Source organism: Actinomadura sp. GC306 (assembly GCF_004348665.1).
Taxonomy (GTDB): Bacteria; Actinomycetota; Actinomycetes; order Streptosporangiales; family Streptosporangiaceae; genus Spirillospora.
In genome coordinates this window covers 1-14,750 of record NZ_SMKM01000166.1, presented here as the reverse complement: position 1 = coordinate 14,750, position 14,750 = coordinate 1, and the positions used below count along the sequence as shown (strand labels likewise).

The following is a 14,750-nucleotide window of genomic DNA, read 5'->3' as shown; positions in this document are numbered from 1 at the left end:
GGAGGACGGTGAGCCGAGCGGAGCTCGTCCCTTGGATGGTGGCGGGCGGGGGCTGGAGGACGGTATGAGCACCCAGGTGCATCGGCGGCGGCGCAAGGCACCGCGTGGCAGGGGCGCCGCGCCGCGCTGGTTGGCGCAGCTGCCGTACCTGGTGGTGCTGAGCGGCGTCGGCGCCGGCCTCACGCTCTGCGCGTTCAACTACTTCCGCAAGGGCGCCGGGCTGATGGCGGCGGCGCTGCTCATCGGGGCACTCGCGCGGCTGCTGCTGCCCGAGTCGCAGCTCGGCCCGCTCGCGGTCCGCAGCCGGTCCATCGACTGCTGGACGCTGGTCATCCTCGGCGAGATGATCGCGTTCGTCTCGCTCAGCGTCCCGCCGATGCACAAGACGGGCCTCATCCTCGCGGGCGCGTTCGGTGTGCTCATCCTGCTCGTCCTGCTGGCCCGCGCGGTGAAGCTGATCGTCGGCGGACGCCGGGCCGGCCCACCGGGCGACCGCGTCGTCCCAGGTGAAGGTGCCCATGGCCCGCCGCAAAGCCGAGGGCAGGTCTAGACCCTTCTGGCGCCTCGGATAGCCTTGCCAGTTGAGCCTTACAAGGACCGAGTCCCTTTCGTCCGGGGTGTCCCGGCGGCCAGACACCGCCATACCGCCCATCGAGGATGACAAGGGCTCATCGCTGGCCAGGTGTAGGAAAGGGACAGCAACAGCATGCCCAAGATCAAAGTAGCGGGCCCGGTCGTCGAACTCGACGGCGACGAAATGACCCGGATCATCTGGAAATTCATCAAGGACCAGTTGATCCTGCCTTACCTCGATGTCGACCTGAAGTACTACGACCTGGGGATGGAGCACCGTGACGCCACGGACGACCAGGTCACCATCGACGCCGCGAACGCCATCCGCGAGCACGGCGTCGGCGTGAAGTGCGCGACCATCACCCCCGACGAGGCGCGCGTCGAGGAGTTCGGCCTGAAGAAGATGTGGCGGTCCCCGAACGGGACGATCCGCAACATCCTGGGCGGCGTGGTGTTCCGTGAGCCGATCATCTGCTCCAACATCCCCCGGCTCGTCCCCGGCTGGACGAAGCCCATCATCATCGGCCGCCACGCGCACGGCGACCAGTACAAGGCGACCGACTTCGTCGTCCCCGGCCCGGGCAAGGTGACGATCACCTACACGCCCGACGACGACTCGGAGCCGATGGAGTTCGAGGTCGCGTCCTTCCCTGGCGGCGGCGTCGCCATGGGCATGTACAACTACGACGACTCGATCCGCGACTTCGCGCGGGCGACGATGCGGTACGCGCTGGAGCGGCAGATGCCGCTGTACATGTCCACGAAGAACACCATCCTGAAGGCGTACGACGGCCGCTTCAAGGACATCTTCCAGGAGATCTACGAGGCCGAGTTCAAGTCGGAGTTCGAGTCCAAGGGCCTGGAGTACGAGCACCGCCTGATCGACGACATGGTCGCGGCGGCGCTGAAGTGGGAGGGCGGCTTCGTCTGGGCCGCCAAGAACTACGACGGCGACGTGCAGTCCGACACCCTGGCGCAGGGCTTCGGCTCGCTCGGCCTCATGACCTCCGTCCTCATGACCCCCGACGGCAAGACCGTCGAGGCAGAGGCCGCGCACGGCACGGTGACCCGGCACTACCGGCAGCACCAGCAGGGCAAGCCGACGTCGACCAACCCCATCGCGTCGATCTTCGCCTGGACCCGCGGCCTCGAGCACCGCGGCAAGCTCGACGGCCAGCCCGAGGTCAGCGAGTTCGCCCGGAAGCTGGAGCAGGTCTGCATCGAGACCGTCGAGAACGGCCAGATGACCAAGGACCTGGCCCTCCTCGTCGGCAAGCAGACGCCCTTCTTGAGCACGCAGGAATTCCTGGAGGCCCTGGACACCAACCTCCAGAAGAAGATCAACGGCTGACCCCGCCGTCCTTCGAAGGCCGTCCCGGTTCGTCCGGGGCGGCCTTCCGGGTGTTCGGGGGCGTGTCCGTCATGCCGGGTGGTGCACCTGGGCGTTGCCGGGTAGGGGGTGCGCGATAGCCTGAGGGCGAAATATCTCGATGGCGAGAGAACCCGCGCGGCGGCGGGCTCAGGACACGGCAGCAGGAGAAGAAGGAATGACTCGCACCCCAGTCACCGTCACCGTCACCGGCGCCGCGGGCCAGATCGGCTACGCGCTGCTGTTCCGCATCGCGTCCGGGCACCTGCTCGGCGAGGGCGTGCCCGTGCGCCTGCGGCTCCTGGAGATTCCCCAGGCGGTGAAGGCCGCCGAGGGCACCGCGATGGAGCTGGACGACTGCGCGTTCCCGCTGCTGTCCGGCATCGACATCTTCGACGACGCGACCAAGGCGTTCGAGGGCGCGAACGTCGCGCTGCTCGTCGGCGCCCGCCCGCGGACGAAGGGCATGGAGCGCGGCGACCTGCTGGAGGCCAACGGCGGCATCTTCAAGCCGCAGGGCGAGGCGATCAACGCGGGCGCGGCCGACGACATCAAGGTCCTGGTGGTCGGCAACCCGGCCAACACCAACGCGCTCATCGCGCAGCAGCACGCCCCGGACGTCCCCGCCGACCGCTTCACCGCGATGACGCGCCTCGACCACAACCGCGCGCTCGCGCAGCTCTCCAAGAAGGCCGGCGTCTCGGTCGCCGACATCCGCAAGATGACGATCTGGGGCAACCACTCCGCCACCCAGTACCCGGACATCTTCCACGCCGAGATCGCCGGCAAGAACGCCGCCGAGACGGTGAACGACCAGAACTGGCTGGAGAACGACTTCATCCCGACCGTCGCCAAGCGCGGCGCCGCGATCATCGAGGCGCGCGGCGCGTCCTCGGCGGCGTCGGCCGCGTCCGCCGCGATCGACCACGTCCACACCTGGGTGAACGGCACCGCCGACGGCGACTGGACGTCCATGGCGGTCGTGTCGGACGGCTCCTACGGCGTCCCCGAGGGCCTGATCTCGTCCTTCCCGGTCACCACGAAGGACGGCAAGTGGGAGATCGTCCAGGGCCTGGAGATCGACGACTTCTCCCGCGCCCGCATCGACGCGTCGGTGAACGAGCTGTCCGAGGAGCGCGACGCCGTCCGCAAACTCGGCCTCATCTGAGCCGTTCCAATGGACGAGCCCCGGACCGCATCCGGTCCGGGGCTCGCTCATGCGTGTGGTCACACCAGCCGGGTCGGCTCGTCCAGCCAGAGCTTGTCGCCTTCGGGCGTGACCGTCAGCCCGAACCGCTCGACGCCGGGACCGTCTTGCCGGACCCACCATTCGAAGGCGTCCTCCAGCTCGTCCCACAGCCGCCGCTCGCCGTACTGGGTGACCTCGTATCGGTCGTTTCCGGGCTCCCAGTCGCAGGCGGCCCACGGCCCGTCCGGATCGCCGATCTCGAAAAGCAGCAGCGAAAAAGAGCCGTCGTCGAAGTACTTCTCCCAGTACACCAGCCCAGGGGAAAGCGCCACGGTGGCGAGCCGCAGACCCGGCCCGGCCTCGAAGACGGTGCGCGGATCGAGCGCGGTCGCCGTCACGTCGGCCTCGTCGTCGTGGTGGACGCGCCACCGCAACGAGGCACGCTGAGAGCGCAGCATCATGTACCCGGCCGGTCCGTGGAACCGTCCGTACGCCCCGTCGGACGTCGTTGTCAGCCGCGTGAGCAGGCCATGGCCGCGAAGGGGCTGCCACGGCGCGACGATGACCCCGCCGGGCCGGGTCTGCTCCACCCAGGTGAAGGGGACCTCGGCGACGGCGGCCGTCGCGTGGACGCGGTCATAGGGCGCGTTGTCCACGAACCCCGCGCGGCCGTCTCCGACGACGACATTCGGCGCGAATCCGGCCGCCGCAAGGTTGGCTTCGGCCTGCTCGGCGATCCCGGCGTCCACCTCCACGGTGGTGACGTTCTGCTCGCCGACGCGCGCCGACAGGACGGCGGCGGTGTACCCGGTCCCCGCACCGATTTCCAGGACGCGGTCATGCTCGCGTGGAGCCAGCAGCTCCAGGCACCGAAAGGCGATGCTCGGCGCGGAGATCGAACTGGTGGGCAGCCCATCTGAAACGAGCAAGGGATCGCCCTTGCCGTCTTCGCGCTGGGTGATGATCGAGGCATCGGAGTAGACGGCGCTGAGCCACTCCCCGGGACGTGCCTGCCGGTCGATCGGGTAGCTGACGCCGTCCTCGGGACAGGCCAGGGCAACGTCCGGGACGAATCTCTCACGCGGTACCGCCTGCATCGCCCGCCGCCACTCACCGCCGATGCCAAGCGAAGCGGCCAGTTCCTCGGAGTTGTTCATGCGCCCTCTTCCAGGAGGTCGGCCATGGCCGAGTAGATCGCGAGACCGGTCTTGTCGGCGATCCATCCGAACTCGCCGCGCTGATTCACCTCAAGGAACACCCACCGGCCCGAGACGTCATGGATGAGGTCGAACGCCCCGTACACCAGGCCGAGCCGCGCCATCAGCCGTATCAGCTTGGCCCGAAGATCGAAGGGCAAATGGATGACGCTGTAGGACAAGGCGTCGTAGTCCGAGCGCCAGTCCTCCTGCGCGGCCGTGCTCGCTGCATCGATACGGACCGCGAACACCTCGGTGCCGACCACGGTCACGCGAGCCTCGAACGCCTTCTGGACGCGCTCTTGCAGCAATTGAGCGGTGCGGCCGAACGCCGGATCGAGGAGGCTCGCCCAGTCGGTGACGGGGGCGGTGTAGAGGAGACGGACTCGCCCTTCGTCGGCGTGGACGACACCGTCCAGGGGCTTGTAGACGATGGGACGCCGGAGTCGCGTCGCCCAGTCGTATGCGGCACGCGGATCCGAGGTGATCAGAGTCTCGGGCACCGCCAGCCCGACCCGCGCCGCCTCGGCGAGTTGAATCGGCTTGTACTCGGCACGTGCCGCCGCCATCGGGTCGTTGACCCACAGGCAGTTCGCAAGCGCGGCGAGGACGCCGCCGAACCCACGCCGGGCCTCCCCGTAGGCGAATGCGCGCTCTGGCGAGGACATGCGTGCGTCCATCACGAATGGAGTGATTCCCCGCTGCCAGACAGCGCTGATGCCGGCCAGTTCGACGTCCAGGCCGTCCCGGTCACGGATACGTCCGGTCCAGGAGGACGAACCATGCAGGCTGGCCTCCATCGACAGCCGCGAAGGGAAGTCGGACGGGTTCACCTGCACCACGCCGGTTCCGCGTCCGCGCAACTCGCGGGCGACCCGTTCGGCGACCTTGTCGTCGTCGTGAGCCAGCATCAGCACCGTCATCGTCAGTCCTTCCCCTTGTCCTCGGGGTGCTGGCCGTCGCCGTGGCCGCCGGTGGTGTAGTCGGACGTGCCCTTGTCGTGCTTGCCCGCACGCGGCAGAACCAGGAACCGCAACCCCCAGGGACGGGCCTCGGTCGCAGGGGCGCCCATCTGGGACGCCAGGTCCACTCCGGGATCCATCGGGAAGATGTCCCCGACGCGGAAGGCGAGCCCGCGCGACTCACCGTCCGGCGAGTGCGTCACGGGGTCGAGCAGCTCAGGCCGCTCGATCGACTGCATGGACATCACATGTCCTTTCTGGCAGCGCAACGGCCGCCGGTTGACGGCTCCTCCAGGAGGGGGAGCCTTCGGTGGGGATGGCCGCGACCCGGTTGGGTCGGGCCGGCAGAGGCCACGGCCCGGGGGCATCGTGTCCCGGGGGTTCGCCCTCCTCAGGGGGTTTGGGAAGGGCGTGACCGTCAGCCCCGGGGCCGTGGTGTCCAGGAGGCGGCAGGTCAGGAGACGGCCTGCTCTGCCAAGTACCGACGCGAGTGCGCCGCATAGGCGGGTAGCGGTGTTGCTCGGCGTTCCGGATGGCGATGGAAAGCGAAAGTGTGTCCGGGGCGGTCACCACGAGCGACTTGCTGCACCACATCGCCCAGGCGGTGAACTCCCGGTTGTACGCGCCCCACACCACGGCCCAGCCGGGATGGTTCCCCTCAGCCCACCGAGCGAGTTCCGGACCGTCCGCCACGAGTCACGCCCCAGGGGAGAGGACGCGGCGAACGGTGACATCGGCGGGCGGCCCCACTGTCGCGCACCTCGCCCACACCCACTTGCCGCGCGGCGCGGTCGGCGTGACTCCCCAGCTCTCCGAGAGCGCCTCAACGATCGGAAGCCCTCGCCCACGGGTGAAGGCGTCATGGCCGGTGTCGAGCGCCGCAGCGTCCGGCGCCGCCTCGTCACCGGACGCACTGAGGGGGAGCTTGCGCACCGGCCTGGTGTCCGAGGAGTCCCAGACCTCGAGAAGCACGGCGTGAGGCTCCCGCACGAGCCGGACCCGGACCTCCTCTCGCCCCGATGCGTGCTGAAGGGCGTTGGTGACGAGTTCACTGGCGATCAGCTCGACATCATCACTGACCCCGTCGAGCTCCCACGCGGAGAGCCGGGACGTGACCAGCCCGCGAACCTGCCCCGGCACGGTCCGCCCCGCCCGAAACGTCACGTCCAGCACCAAGCCCGACGTCACGCACCCGCCCAGGGTGCGGCCGAGCACTGTGCCCGTAGGATCTGTCATAAGTCCGACCTCCGTTGTCGGATCCAGGCCCCGGAGCACCGGTGTTCGCGCACCGGCCGGGGCCGTCTGTGTGTCCTGGACCACTTTTCGCACTCCACCAGAGCGCATCGAGCGCTAGCGTGAAAGGAGTTGTCCGCTGCCTCCACCGCAGGCAGCAGCCGGTAGTAGGGCAACCCGGGCGGAATCGGTGACGAGATGGCCACCTTCGGTGAAAAGCTTCGCGCGCTCATGGCAGAGCGGCAGACCAGCCAGCGTGGACTCGCGCGGCTCGTGCCGTGCGACGCCGGGTACCTGTCTAAGGTCGCCGGTGACCTCAAACGTCCCTCGGTGGAGTTGGCCGAACGGCTGGACGAGTTGCTCGGCGCAGGGGGTGCACTGGCCGTGCTACGTCCGTCGGATCCGGGCTCGTCTCCGGCGGTGCTCGACCTGACCGGCATCCGTCTGCTCTCCGCGACCGGACCGCCCGCCGACGCGGACTATGTCGCCGAAGTCCGTCGCACCAGCCAGGCGCTGGTGCGACTGGACTCGGTGCACGGCGGTGATGACGTTCTGCCGTTGGCGCTGCGGGCGTTCCGTGCCGTCAACTACCGGCTTGGTTCGGGCGGGTACGTCCCGTCCGTCGAACGGGATCTGACGGCTGCCGCTGGTGAGGCCGCCCAGGTCGCCGCATGGCTGGCCTATGACGCTGACCGGCAGGACGTCTCCCGGCAGACCATCCACGAAGCGCTGATGCTGTCGAGGCAGGCCGGGGATTCCAGCATGGAACTGTTCGAGTTGACGCATATGGCGATGCAGTCGGTGCACCTGCACCGGCCCGCCGAGGCCATGCGCATCACCACGGGTCTGCTGGATGATGGCCTGCCGCCCCGCGCCGCGGCGTTGATGGACATCCGCCGAGGTCGTGCGCTCGCCCAGCTTGGCCATGGGGGTGACGCGCTGGCCGCGCTCGGCCGTGCCCGGTCGGTGCTGCTGGACGCCTCCGGGGCGCGGGACGCGGCGTGGACGTGGTGGATCACCGATGCCGAGGTGCTGTGGCACACCGGCATGGCGCACGCCGAACTCGGCGACTGGGTAGGGGCGGTGCCGCTGCTGCGCGAATCGGCGAAGCTGCGGAGGGGCTACCCGCGGGCCCGCTACAACGATCTCGCACATCTGCTGAACGCCTTGGTGCATGCCGGTGACTGGGGCGAGGTCGAGCCGGTCCTGACGGAGGTCGCCGGGGAGGCGGGCGATGTCGGCTCGGCCCGGACGACGAATCTGCTGAGCAGGGTCACCGGCAGGATCATGCGAGAGGACGCGCCTTCGGCAGTGGCAGACTTGGCCGAAGACCTCCACCACGCCCTCAAAGCCGCCTGAACGGCGCCCCCGCGATGAACGAGAGCAGTCGGCACTCGGTGAGTGTCGCGGGCGTCATCTTGGACGATGCCGGGCGTGCTCTGCTTATCCAGCGTCGCGACAACAGCCATTGGGAAGCGCCGGGTGGCGTGCTGGAACTCGATGAAGACATCCGGGCGGGACTCAAGCGAGAAGTGCTCGAGGAGACAGGACTTCGGGTCCACGTGGGTGACCTCACGGGCGTCTACAAAAATATGAAGCGTGGGGTTATAGCGCTCGTCTTTCGTTGTCGAATCGCCGGTGGGAGCGCTCAAGTGACCAGTGAAGCTCGGGACATCCGTTGGATGACCGCCGAGCAGGTCAGGGCGCTGGCCGCTGAAGCCTTCGCTGTTCGTGTACTGGATGCGATGGCGCATCCGCCGGCGCCGCCTGCGGTACGTCATCACGATGGCACGAGCCTGATCGACGAGTGACTGCGTGACGACCGCTAGGTTCTGCGGCGGCGGTTTTCCAGGGCTTCTAGGCCGGCGATGAGGAGGTCGAGGCCGAAGTCGTATTCGGCGTCCACGCCTTCCGCCTCGGCCATCGACTCGCCGTTGACGACGTATCCCCCGTCGGCCATGAGCCGGCCGACGTGAGGGAAGCGTTCGGGGGTGATGACACCGCGCAGCGCTTCCGCCCCCTCCGGCGTGACGACGGGGCTGCCCTCGGCGGCTAGGGAGCGCTCCAGTTCGACCATCGAGACGACGTGCTGGGAGATGAGCAGGATGGCGGCGATCTTCTCGTCGTCAGCCAGGGTGAGGCCCGACAGTGCCGCGAGCCCGAGGTCGGCGGCCCGGACGGAGGCGGGCATGAGGACGGACACCTGCCCGCGCGGGATCTCCAGCACCCAAGGGTGGGCGCGGTAGGCGTCCCGGATCGTCCCCGCCCAGGTCCGCAGGGCCTCGCGCCAGTCGGCGGGCAGCTCGACCGCCTCCGCGGAGGTCAACGCGGCGTCCTGCATGAGGCGCACGAGGTCGTCCTTGCCGGAGACGTACCGGTAGAGCGACATGGTGGTGAAGCCGAGGGACTTCGCCACCGCCTGCATGGTCACCGCGCCGAGGCCCTCGGCGTCGGCGATCTCGATCGCGGCGGCGACGATCCGCGCGTGGGTCAGCCCGCGCGCCGGCCCGCGCTGCGGGGCCTCCTGCAGGCCCCAGGCGATCGCGAGGGCCTGCGGTAGCCCGGTCCCGGTCGTGTCTGCCATGTGCTCGATGCTCTCACCCGCGGGGACGCCGTGTGGCCGCACGCCGTGTACGGCGCACACTGTTTATGTCATACTCAGTTTATGTCATACACAGATGCACCGCTGATCGAGCTCCACGGGGTCGCCAAGGGCTTCGGCGGAAATGAGGTCTTGAAGGGCCTTGACCTGACGCTGCCGCCGGGCATTCACGCGCTGCTCGGGCCCAACGGCGCGGGGAAGACCACGCTGGTCAACATCCTGTCCACGCTGACGCCCGCCGACTCCGGGACCGCCCGCGTCCTCGGCCTGGACGTCCGCCGGGACAGGAAGCGGCTCCAAGGGCTGATCTCCCTCACCGGGCAGTACGCCGCCGTGGACGAACGGCTCACCGGCGCCGAGAACCTGCACATGATGGGACGGCTGTTCGGGCCCTCCCGCCGCGACACCGCCGCCCGCTCCGCCGACCTGCTCGACCGCTTCGATCTGGCTGCGGCGGCGGGTCGGCGCGTGAGCGACTATTCCGGCGGCATGCGCCGCAAGCTCGACATCGCGGTCGGGCTCATCGGGCGGCCCAGCCTGATCTTCCTCGACGAGCCGACCACCGGCCTGGACACCCGCAGCCGCCAGACGCTGTGGGACGAGATCAACGCCCTGGCCGGCGACGGCACCTCGGTGTTCCTCACCACCCAGTACCTCGAAGAGGCCGACGTCCTGGCCGACCGGATCATGGTGCTGCACGGCGGACGCATCGTCGCCGCCGGGACCGCGTCCCAGCTCAAGGAGCGCGTCGGGGGCTCGACCATCCAGCTCCACGACGGCCAGGGCAAGGTCACCCGGGAGATCGCCACCCGCGGCTCCGCCCTGGACGTCTCCCGGCACCTCGCGGCCCTGGCCGCCGAACGTCCCGACGCCCAGGTCACGGTCCGCAGGCCCACCTTGGACGAGGTATTCCTCCAGCTCACCGGAAAGAAGGCGGCATGACCTCCACGACCTTGACCGCAGCGCCGCCGCGTCCTCCGGCGGCCGGCGCCGGGTTCCTCACCGGCCTGCGCGTCTTCACCGTCCGCAGCCTCAAGCACTCCTTCCGCGACGCCGAGTCGCTGCTGATGGCGGTGCTCCTGCCCGTCATGCTCATGCTGATCTTCACCTACATCCTCGGTGGCGCCATGAACGTCGGGGAGGGCGGCGCGGCCGGGGCGCGGGAGGCGTACCTGGCGTACGTGTTGCCGGCCGTCGCGCTGATCGCGGCGGGGTTCGGCGCCTCGTACACCGCGGTCGTGGTGAGCAACGACATGACCACCGGGTTCATGAACCGGCTGCGCACCATGCCGTTCCCCTCCGTGACCGTGCTGCTGGGGCACACCGCGTCGTCGATGGTGCGCAACCTGCTGGCCACCGCCGTCGTGCTCCTCGTGGGCTTCGCCGTCGGGTTCCGCACCGATGCGAGCGTTCCGCAGTTCCTCGCCGCCGTCGGGGTCATCGCGCTGTGGATCCTGGTCATCACCTGCGTGTTCGCGATGCTCGGGATGGTGGCGGGCTCGGCCGAGGCCGCGAACGGCTACGGCTTCATCCTGCTCTTCCTGCCCTACATCTCCAGCGGCTTCGCACGCGTGGAGACCATGCCCGGCTGGCTGCGGCCCGTCGCCGAGCACCAGCCGATGACCCCCGTCATCGACGCCTCACGCGCCCTGCTGAACGGCGAGGCGCCGGGTTCCGCGCTGTGGACGGGCCTGCTCTGGTGCGCCGGGCTCATCACCCTGGCGGTCTGGCTGACCGCCGTGATCTTCCCCCGCAAGGTCGCCCGCACCTGACCGCCGGCCGCCGCCGTCCGGGATCAGGGCTTGCGTGCGAGACCGCAGGTGGCGTCGATCTCGGGCGGCGTCCCGAACGGGTGCGGGCCGGGGCGCCACCGGGACGTCGACACCACCCCCGGTTCGAGCAGTTCCAAGCCGGTGAAGAACTCGGCGATCTGCTCGGGCGTCCGGGCGATGTACGGGCTGGACCCCCGCTCCCGCGCGATCCGGATGCCCTCCTCGCGGCCCTCCTTGTCGAGGACGCCGGTCCCGTCGTTGAAGGCCAGGAAGCTCCCGGGGGCGAGTGCGGCCACGAACCGGCGGACGATCGCGTACGCCTCGTCGTCGTCGATCACGTTGCCCATGATCCCGAACATGATCAGCCCGACCGGGCGCGCGAGGTCGAGCGTGCGGGCCGCCTCCGCCAGGATCCGGTCCGGTTCGCGGACGTCGCACTGGAGGTAGTCGGTCCGCCCCTCCGGACGGCCGGCGAGCAGTGCCCGCGCGTGGACGAGGACGAGCGGATCGTTGTCGACGTACACCACGCGCGACTCGGGCGCGACGCGCTGGGCGACCTCATGCGTGTTGTCGTGCGTCGGCAGCCCCGTGCCGATGTCGAGGAACTGCCGTATGCCCTCGTTCTCGGCGAGGTGGCGGACCATGCGGCCCAGGCAGGCCCGGGAGTGCCGCGCGACCTCCCCGATGGCGGGGAACGCCGCGGCGGCCTCGTCGCCGACCTGCTTGTCGATCTCGTAGTAGTCCTTGCCGCCGATCCAGTAGTTCCACATGCGCGCCGGGTGCGGACGCGAGGTATCGATCTCGGGCTGCTCGGGGGGAGTCATGACGATCATCGTCGTGGCCGCGGCCACCGTCCCGCAAGGGTCCGAATAAATGCTCCGAGCGCGTCGGTTGCGGTCGCTAGTGTGTGTGACCGCTCATGTGGTGATCAGGAGGGGCGTCGGTGGTGGAGCAGGCATTTCAGGTGGATCTGCGCGGGGTGGTGGATCTGCTGAGCCGCCACCTGTACGCGAGCCCGCGGGTTTATCTGCGGGAGCTCCTGCAGAACGCGGTGGACGCGATCACAGCGCGGGGCGGGGGCGGCGGCCGGGTCGTCATCGAGACCGGCGGCGGGGTGCTGCGCGTCCACGACGACGGCGTCGGGCTCACCGAGGACGAGGTGCACACGCTGCTGGCGACGATCGGGCGGTCGTCCAAGCGGGACGAACTCGGGTTCGCCCGGCACGACTTCCTGGGCCAGTTCGGCATCGGGCTGCTGTCGGCGTTCCTGGTCGCGGACGAGATCGAGGTCGTGACCCGGTCCGCGCGGGGCGGCGCGGCCGTCCGGTGGACGGGGCGTTCCGAGGGCAGCTACCGCGTGGAGCCGGGAGAGCGGGACGAGCCCGGGACGACGGTGACGCTGCGGGCGCGGCCGGGGTCGGGCGAGCTGCTGAGCCCGTCCGTCGTGGCGGAACTGGCGCGGACGTACGGCTCGCTGCTCCCCGTCGACCTCACCGTCGACGGTGTTCCCGTGACCGAGGATGGGCCGCCGTGGCTGGCGCCCCACCCTGACCCGGCGGCGCGGAAGCGGGCGCTGGAGCGGTACTGCGAGGAGCTGTACGGGTTCACGCCGTTCGACGTCGTCGACCTGGAGGTCCCGGAGGCCGGGCTCACGGGCGTCGCGTTCGTGCTGCCGCAGGCGGTCTCGCCCACCGCGCGCGCCTCCCATCGCGTTTACCTCAAGCGGATGCTGCTGGCCGAGAGCGTCGAGGGGCTGCTGCCCGAGTGGGCGTTCTTCGCGCGGTGCGTGGTCGATGCGGGCGAGCTGCGGCCCACCGCGAGCCGCGAGGCGCTCTACGAGGACGAGCTGCTCGACGCCACGCGGGAGGGCCTCGGGGACGTCCTGCGGCAGTGGCTCGTGCGGCTCGCGGAGACCGACCCGTCGCGGCTGCGCGGGTTCCTGCGGCTGCACCAGCTCGGCGTGAAGGCGATGGCGCTGCACGACGACGACATGCTGCGGATCGTGGACCGGTGGCTGGAGTACGAGACGTCCGCCGGGCCGATGACGCTGCACGAGTTCCGGCGGCGCCACCCGGACGGCCGGTTCACCGCGAGCGTGGACGAGTTCCGGCGGCTGTCGGCGGTCGCGGGGGCGCAGGGCGTCGGGCTCGTCAACGGCGGCTACGTCCACGACACCGAGATCATCGAGCGGCTCCCCGACCTCGACCCCGACATCCGCCTCACCAGGCTGGACACGGCCGAGCTGACCACCACGTTCGGCGTCCTCGACCCGGCGGCGGAGCTGGCGCTGCGGCCGTTCCTCGCGGCGGCGCAGCGGGCGGTGGAGCGGCTCGGCTGCGAGGTGGTCGTCCGCGACTTCGATCCGGCGTCGCTGCCCGCCCTCTACCTGACCAGCCGCGACGCGCAGTTCCGCGAGGAACTGAACCGCGCGCGGGACGAGGCCGACGAGCTGTGGGCGGACGTCCTCGGCGCCGTCAACGCCACGGCCGGGGTCGAGCGGCCGCAGCTCGTGCTGAACCACCGCAACCCGCTCGCCCGGCGGATCACGTCCCTCGGCGAGGACGGGCCCGTCGAGCTGGCCGTCCAGGCGTTGTACGGGCAGGCGCTCCTCCTCGGACACCATCCGCTGCGCCCCGCCGACACCGCCGTCCTGAACCGATCCTTCATCGGCCTGCTGGAGTGGGCCGTCCACGCCCCGGAGGCTCCCCAGTGACCGATGACGTGTTCGCGCTCATGAACCAGGCGCAAGAGCTGCCCTACGGCGAGGCCCATACCGTCCTGGTGGAGGACGCGCTGCGCCGCGCGGAGGCGGCCGGCGATGAGGTGCTGGCGTTCCAGGTGCGGGTCAGGCTGACCGACGCCTACCAGTACGGGGGTGAGCCGGCGAAGGCGTTCGCCACGTTCAGCCGCACGCTCGCCGAGCACGACCGCGACCCCGCCCGCTTCGACGAGACGCACATGCTGCTGTGGCAGATGAAGGCGCGGGTGTCGTCCCTCACGCTGTTCCCCGAGGTCCCCCTGGACCGCACGTACGCCCTGCTGGAGGACATGGAGCGCCGCTACCTCGCGGGCGGGCACAGCCTCCAGGCCGTCTACCGGCGCCGGCACAAGGTGGCCGAGCACGTCGGCGACCCGGCGGCCGAGGAGTGGTACCTCAAGTGGCGCGCCGCCGAGCGGGACGAGCTGTCGGACTGCGAGGGCTGCGACCCGACCGGCATGATCCAGCACCTGGTCCGCGTCGGGCGATACGAGGACGCGTTCGAGATCGCCGCGCCCGTGCTGAGCGCGGAACTGGCGTGCAACGAGCAGCCGCAGTCCGTGCTGACCGCGATGCTGCCGGTGTACCTGCGGACGGGCCGCGCCGAGCAGGCGGCGGACGCGCACCGCCGCGCCTACCGGGTGCACCGGTCCCGGCTGGCCGACCTCTCCGACATCGCCGAGCACCTGGTGTTCTGCGCGGTCACCGGCAACGAGGCGCGGGGGCTGGAGATCCTGCAGCGGCACCTCGGCTGGCTCGACCGGGCCCCGAGCCCGTACGCGGAGATGGAGTTCGCGGCCGCGTCGGCGCTGGTCCTGGACCGGGTCGCGGCGGCCGGGCACGGCGCGGCGACGGTCCGGCGCCCGGCGTCGGGCGACCGGCCGGCGGCGGACGTGCCGCTGCCGGAGCTGCGCACGGAGCTGGCCGGCCGGGCGACGGGCCTGGCGGCGCGGTTCGACGCCCGCAACGGCACGTCCCGGCAGAGCGACAGGGTGCGCGCGACGCTGGCCGCGGAGCCGCTGGTCGACTTCCTCCCGCTGGCCGCCCACCATCGCCGTCCGGCCCCGGCCCCGGCCCCGGCCCCGGAGCCGAAGGC

15 protein-coding genes are annotated in these 14,750 nt (G+C 70.4%); 9 read left to right on the top strand and 6 right to left on the bottom strand.

Features of this window, described 5'->3' with window-relative positions; translation table 11 throughout:
* Window positions 1-64: 64 nt before the first annotated feature.
* From E1200_RS21645 to E1200_RS21635, 3 genes are all read left to right on the top strand, one after another.
* Entirely contained in the window at window positions 65-550 is a 486-nt protein-coding gene (locus E1200_RS21645; protein WP_131953882.1) for a DUF3017 domain-containing protein, read from the top strand.
* Window positions 551-706: 156 nt separating this feature from the next.
* Window positions 707-1,924 (top strand): NADP-dependent isocitrate dehydrogenase, encoded by a 1,218-nt coding sequence (locus tag E1200_RS21640; protein ID WP_131953881.1) that lies wholly within the window; start codon window positions 707-709, stop codon window positions 1,922-1,924.
* A gap of 196 nt (window positions 1,925-2,120) precedes the next feature.
* Window positions 2,121-3,110: a malate dehydrogenase gene (locus E1200_RS21635; RefSeq protein ID WP_131953880.1), complete on the top strand. Its 990-nt coding sequence runs from the start codon at window positions 2,121-2,123 to the stop codon at window positions 3,108-3,110.
* A 59-nt stretch (window positions 3,111-3,169) separates the two neighbouring features.
* Here the strand turns inward: E1200_RS21635 and E1200_RS21630 are convergent, their stop codons facing one another.
* The 4 genes from E1200_RS21630 to E1200_RS21615 all read right to left on the bottom strand — a co-directional run bounded on the left by E1200_RS21630 (window position 3,170) and on the right by E1200_RS21615 (window position 6,504).
* The gene (locus E1200_RS21630; protein WP_131953879.1) at window positions 3,170-4,288 is read right to left on the bottom strand and encodes a methyltransferase domain-containing protein; all 1,119 of its coding nucleotides are present in this window, start codon (window positions 4,286-4,288) and stop codon (window positions 3,170-3,172) included.
* Window positions 4,285-5,250: an ATP-grasp ribosomal peptide maturase gene (tgmB, locus tag E1200_RS21625; RefSeq protein ID WP_131953878.1), complete on the bottom strand. Its 966-nt coding sequence runs from the start codon at window positions 5,248-5,250 to the stop codon at window positions 4,285-4,287. The genes E1200_RS21630 and tgmB overlap by 4 nt, the downstream gene beginning before the upstream one ends.
* 2 nt (window positions 5,251-5,252) lie before the next feature.
* Window positions 5,253-5,534, bottom strand: a complete 282-nt coding sequence (locus E1200_RS21620; protein WP_131953877.1) for a hypothetical protein — start codon at window positions 5,532-5,534, stop codon at window positions 5,253-5,255.
* A 451-nt stretch (window positions 5,535-5,985) separates the two neighbouring features.
* Window positions 5,986-6,504 carry an ATP-binding protein gene (locus tag E1200_RS21615; protein ID WP_207933481.1) on the bottom strand — a complete coding sequence of 173 codons (519 nt, stop codon included), beginning with the start codon at window positions 6,502-6,504 and terminating at the stop codon, window positions 5,986-5,988.
* 216 nt (window positions 6,505-6,720) lie between these two features.
* Between E1200_RS21615 and E1200_RS21610 the strand changes: the two genes are divergently transcribed.
* A complete protein-coding gene (locus tag E1200_RS21610) occupies window positions 6,721-7,881 on the top strand; it encodes a helix-turn-helix transcriptional regulator (RefSeq protein WP_131953875.1) in 1,161 nt (386 codons plus the stop codon).
* Window positions 7,882-7,895: 14 nt separating this feature from the next.
* The gene (locus tag E1200_RS21605) at window positions 7,896-8,333 is read left to right on the top strand and encodes an NUDIX domain-containing protein (RefSeq protein WP_131953874.1); all 438 of its coding nucleotides are present in this window, start codon (window positions 7,896-7,898) and stop codon (window positions 8,331-8,333) included.
* 14 nt (window positions 8,334-8,347) lie between these two features.
* Here E1200_RS21605 and E1200_RS21600 read toward each other — a convergent pair whose 3' ends face one another.
* The gene (locus E1200_RS21600; protein WP_131953873.1) at window positions 8,348-9,106 is read right to left on the bottom strand and encodes a TetR/AcrR family transcriptional regulator C-terminal domain-containing protein; all 759 of its coding nucleotides are present in this window, start codon (window positions 9,104-9,106) and stop codon (window positions 8,348-8,350) included.
* 81 nt (window positions 9,107-9,187) lie between these two features.
* Here E1200_RS21600 and E1200_RS21595 point away from each other — a divergent pair, with 81 nt between their 5' ends.
* The gene (locus E1200_RS21595; protein ID WP_131953872.1) at window positions 9,188-10,066 is read left to right on the top strand and encodes an ATP-binding cassette domain-containing protein; all 879 of its coding nucleotides are present in this window, start codon (window positions 9,188-9,190) and stop codon (window positions 10,064-10,066) included.
* A complete protein-coding gene (locus tag E1200_RS21590) occupies window positions 10,063-10,896 on the top strand; it encodes an ABC transporter permease (protein WP_131953871.1) in 834 nt (277 codons plus the stop codon). The genes E1200_RS21595 and E1200_RS21590 overlap by 4 nt, the downstream gene beginning before the upstream one ends.
* Before the next feature lie 23 nt (window positions 10,897-10,919).
* Here the strand turns inward: E1200_RS21590 and E1200_RS21585 are convergent, their stop codons facing one another.
* A complete protein-coding gene (locus E1200_RS21585) occupies window positions 10,920-11,720 on the bottom strand; it encodes an SAM-dependent methyltransferase (RefSeq protein WP_131953870.1) in 801 nt (266 codons plus the stop codon).
* A gap of 119 nt (window positions 11,721-11,839) precedes the next feature.
* Here E1200_RS21585 and E1200_RS21580 point away from each other — a divergent pair, with 119 nt between their 5' ends.
* Both E1200_RS21580 and E1200_RS21575 read left to right on the top strand, forming a co-directional pair.
* Window positions 11,840-13,609 (top strand): HSP90 family protein, encoded by a 1,770-nt coding sequence (locus tag E1200_RS21580; protein ID WP_207933480.1) that lies wholly within the window; start codon window positions 11,840-11,842, stop codon window positions 13,607-13,609.
* On the top strand, window positions 13,606-14,750 hold a 1,145-nt coding region (locus E1200_RS21575), incomplete at its 3' end, for a hypothetical protein (RefSeq protein WP_207933479.1). The genes E1200_RS21580 and E1200_RS21575, both read left to right, overlap by 4 nt.

Excerpts from the sequence above, each read along its gene's own strand:
- E1200_RS21620 (WP_131953877.1), bottom strand. The coding sequence starts at position 5,534 with ATGTCCATGCAGTCGATCGAGCGGCCTGAGCTGCTCGACCCCGTGACG.
- tgmB (WP_131953878.1), bottom strand. The coding sequence starts at position 5,250 with ATGACGGTGCTGATGCTGGCTCACGACGACGACAAGGTCGCCGAACGG.
- E1200_RS21590 (WP_131953871.1), top strand. The coding sequence starts at position 10,063 with ATGACCTCCACGACCTTGACCGCAGCGCCGCCGCGTCCTCCGGCGGCC.
- E1200_RS21630 (WP_131953879.1), bottom strand. The coding sequence starts at position 4,288 with ATGAACAACTCCGAGGAACTGGCCGCTTCGCTTGGCATCGGCGGTGAG.
- E1200_RS21585 (WP_131953870.1), bottom strand. The coding sequence starts at position 11,720 with ATGACTCCCCCCGAGCAGCCCGAGATCGATACCTCGCGTCCGCACCCG.
- E1200_RS21635 (WP_131953880.1), top strand. The coding sequence starts at position 2,121 with ATGACTCGCACCCCAGTCACCGTCACCGTCACCGGCGCCGCGGGCCAG.
- E1200_RS21610 (WP_131953875.1), top strand. The coding sequence starts at position 6,721 with ATGGCCACCTTCGGTGAAAAGCTTCGCGCGCTCATGGCAGAGCGGCAG.
- E1200_RS21605 (WP_131953874.1), top strand. The coding sequence starts at position 7,896 with ATGAACGAGAGCAGTCGGCACTCGGTGAGTGTCGCGGGCGTCATCTTG.
- E1200_RS21645 (WP_131953882.1), top strand. The coding sequence starts at position 65 with ATGAGCACCCAGGTGCATCGGCGGCGGCGCAAGGCACCGCGTGGCAGG.
- E1200_RS21640 (WP_131953881.1), top strand. The coding sequence starts at position 707 with ATGCCCAAGATCAAAGTAGCGGGCCCGGTCGTCGAACTCGACGGCGAC.
- E1200_RS21595 (WP_131953872.1), top strand. The coding sequence starts at position 9,188 with ATGTCATACACAGATGCACCGCTGATCGAGCTCCACGGGGTCGCCAAG.
- E1200_RS21600 (WP_131953873.1), bottom strand. The coding sequence starts at position 9,106 with ATGGCAGACACGACCGGGACCGGGCTACCGCAGGCCCTCGCGATCGCC.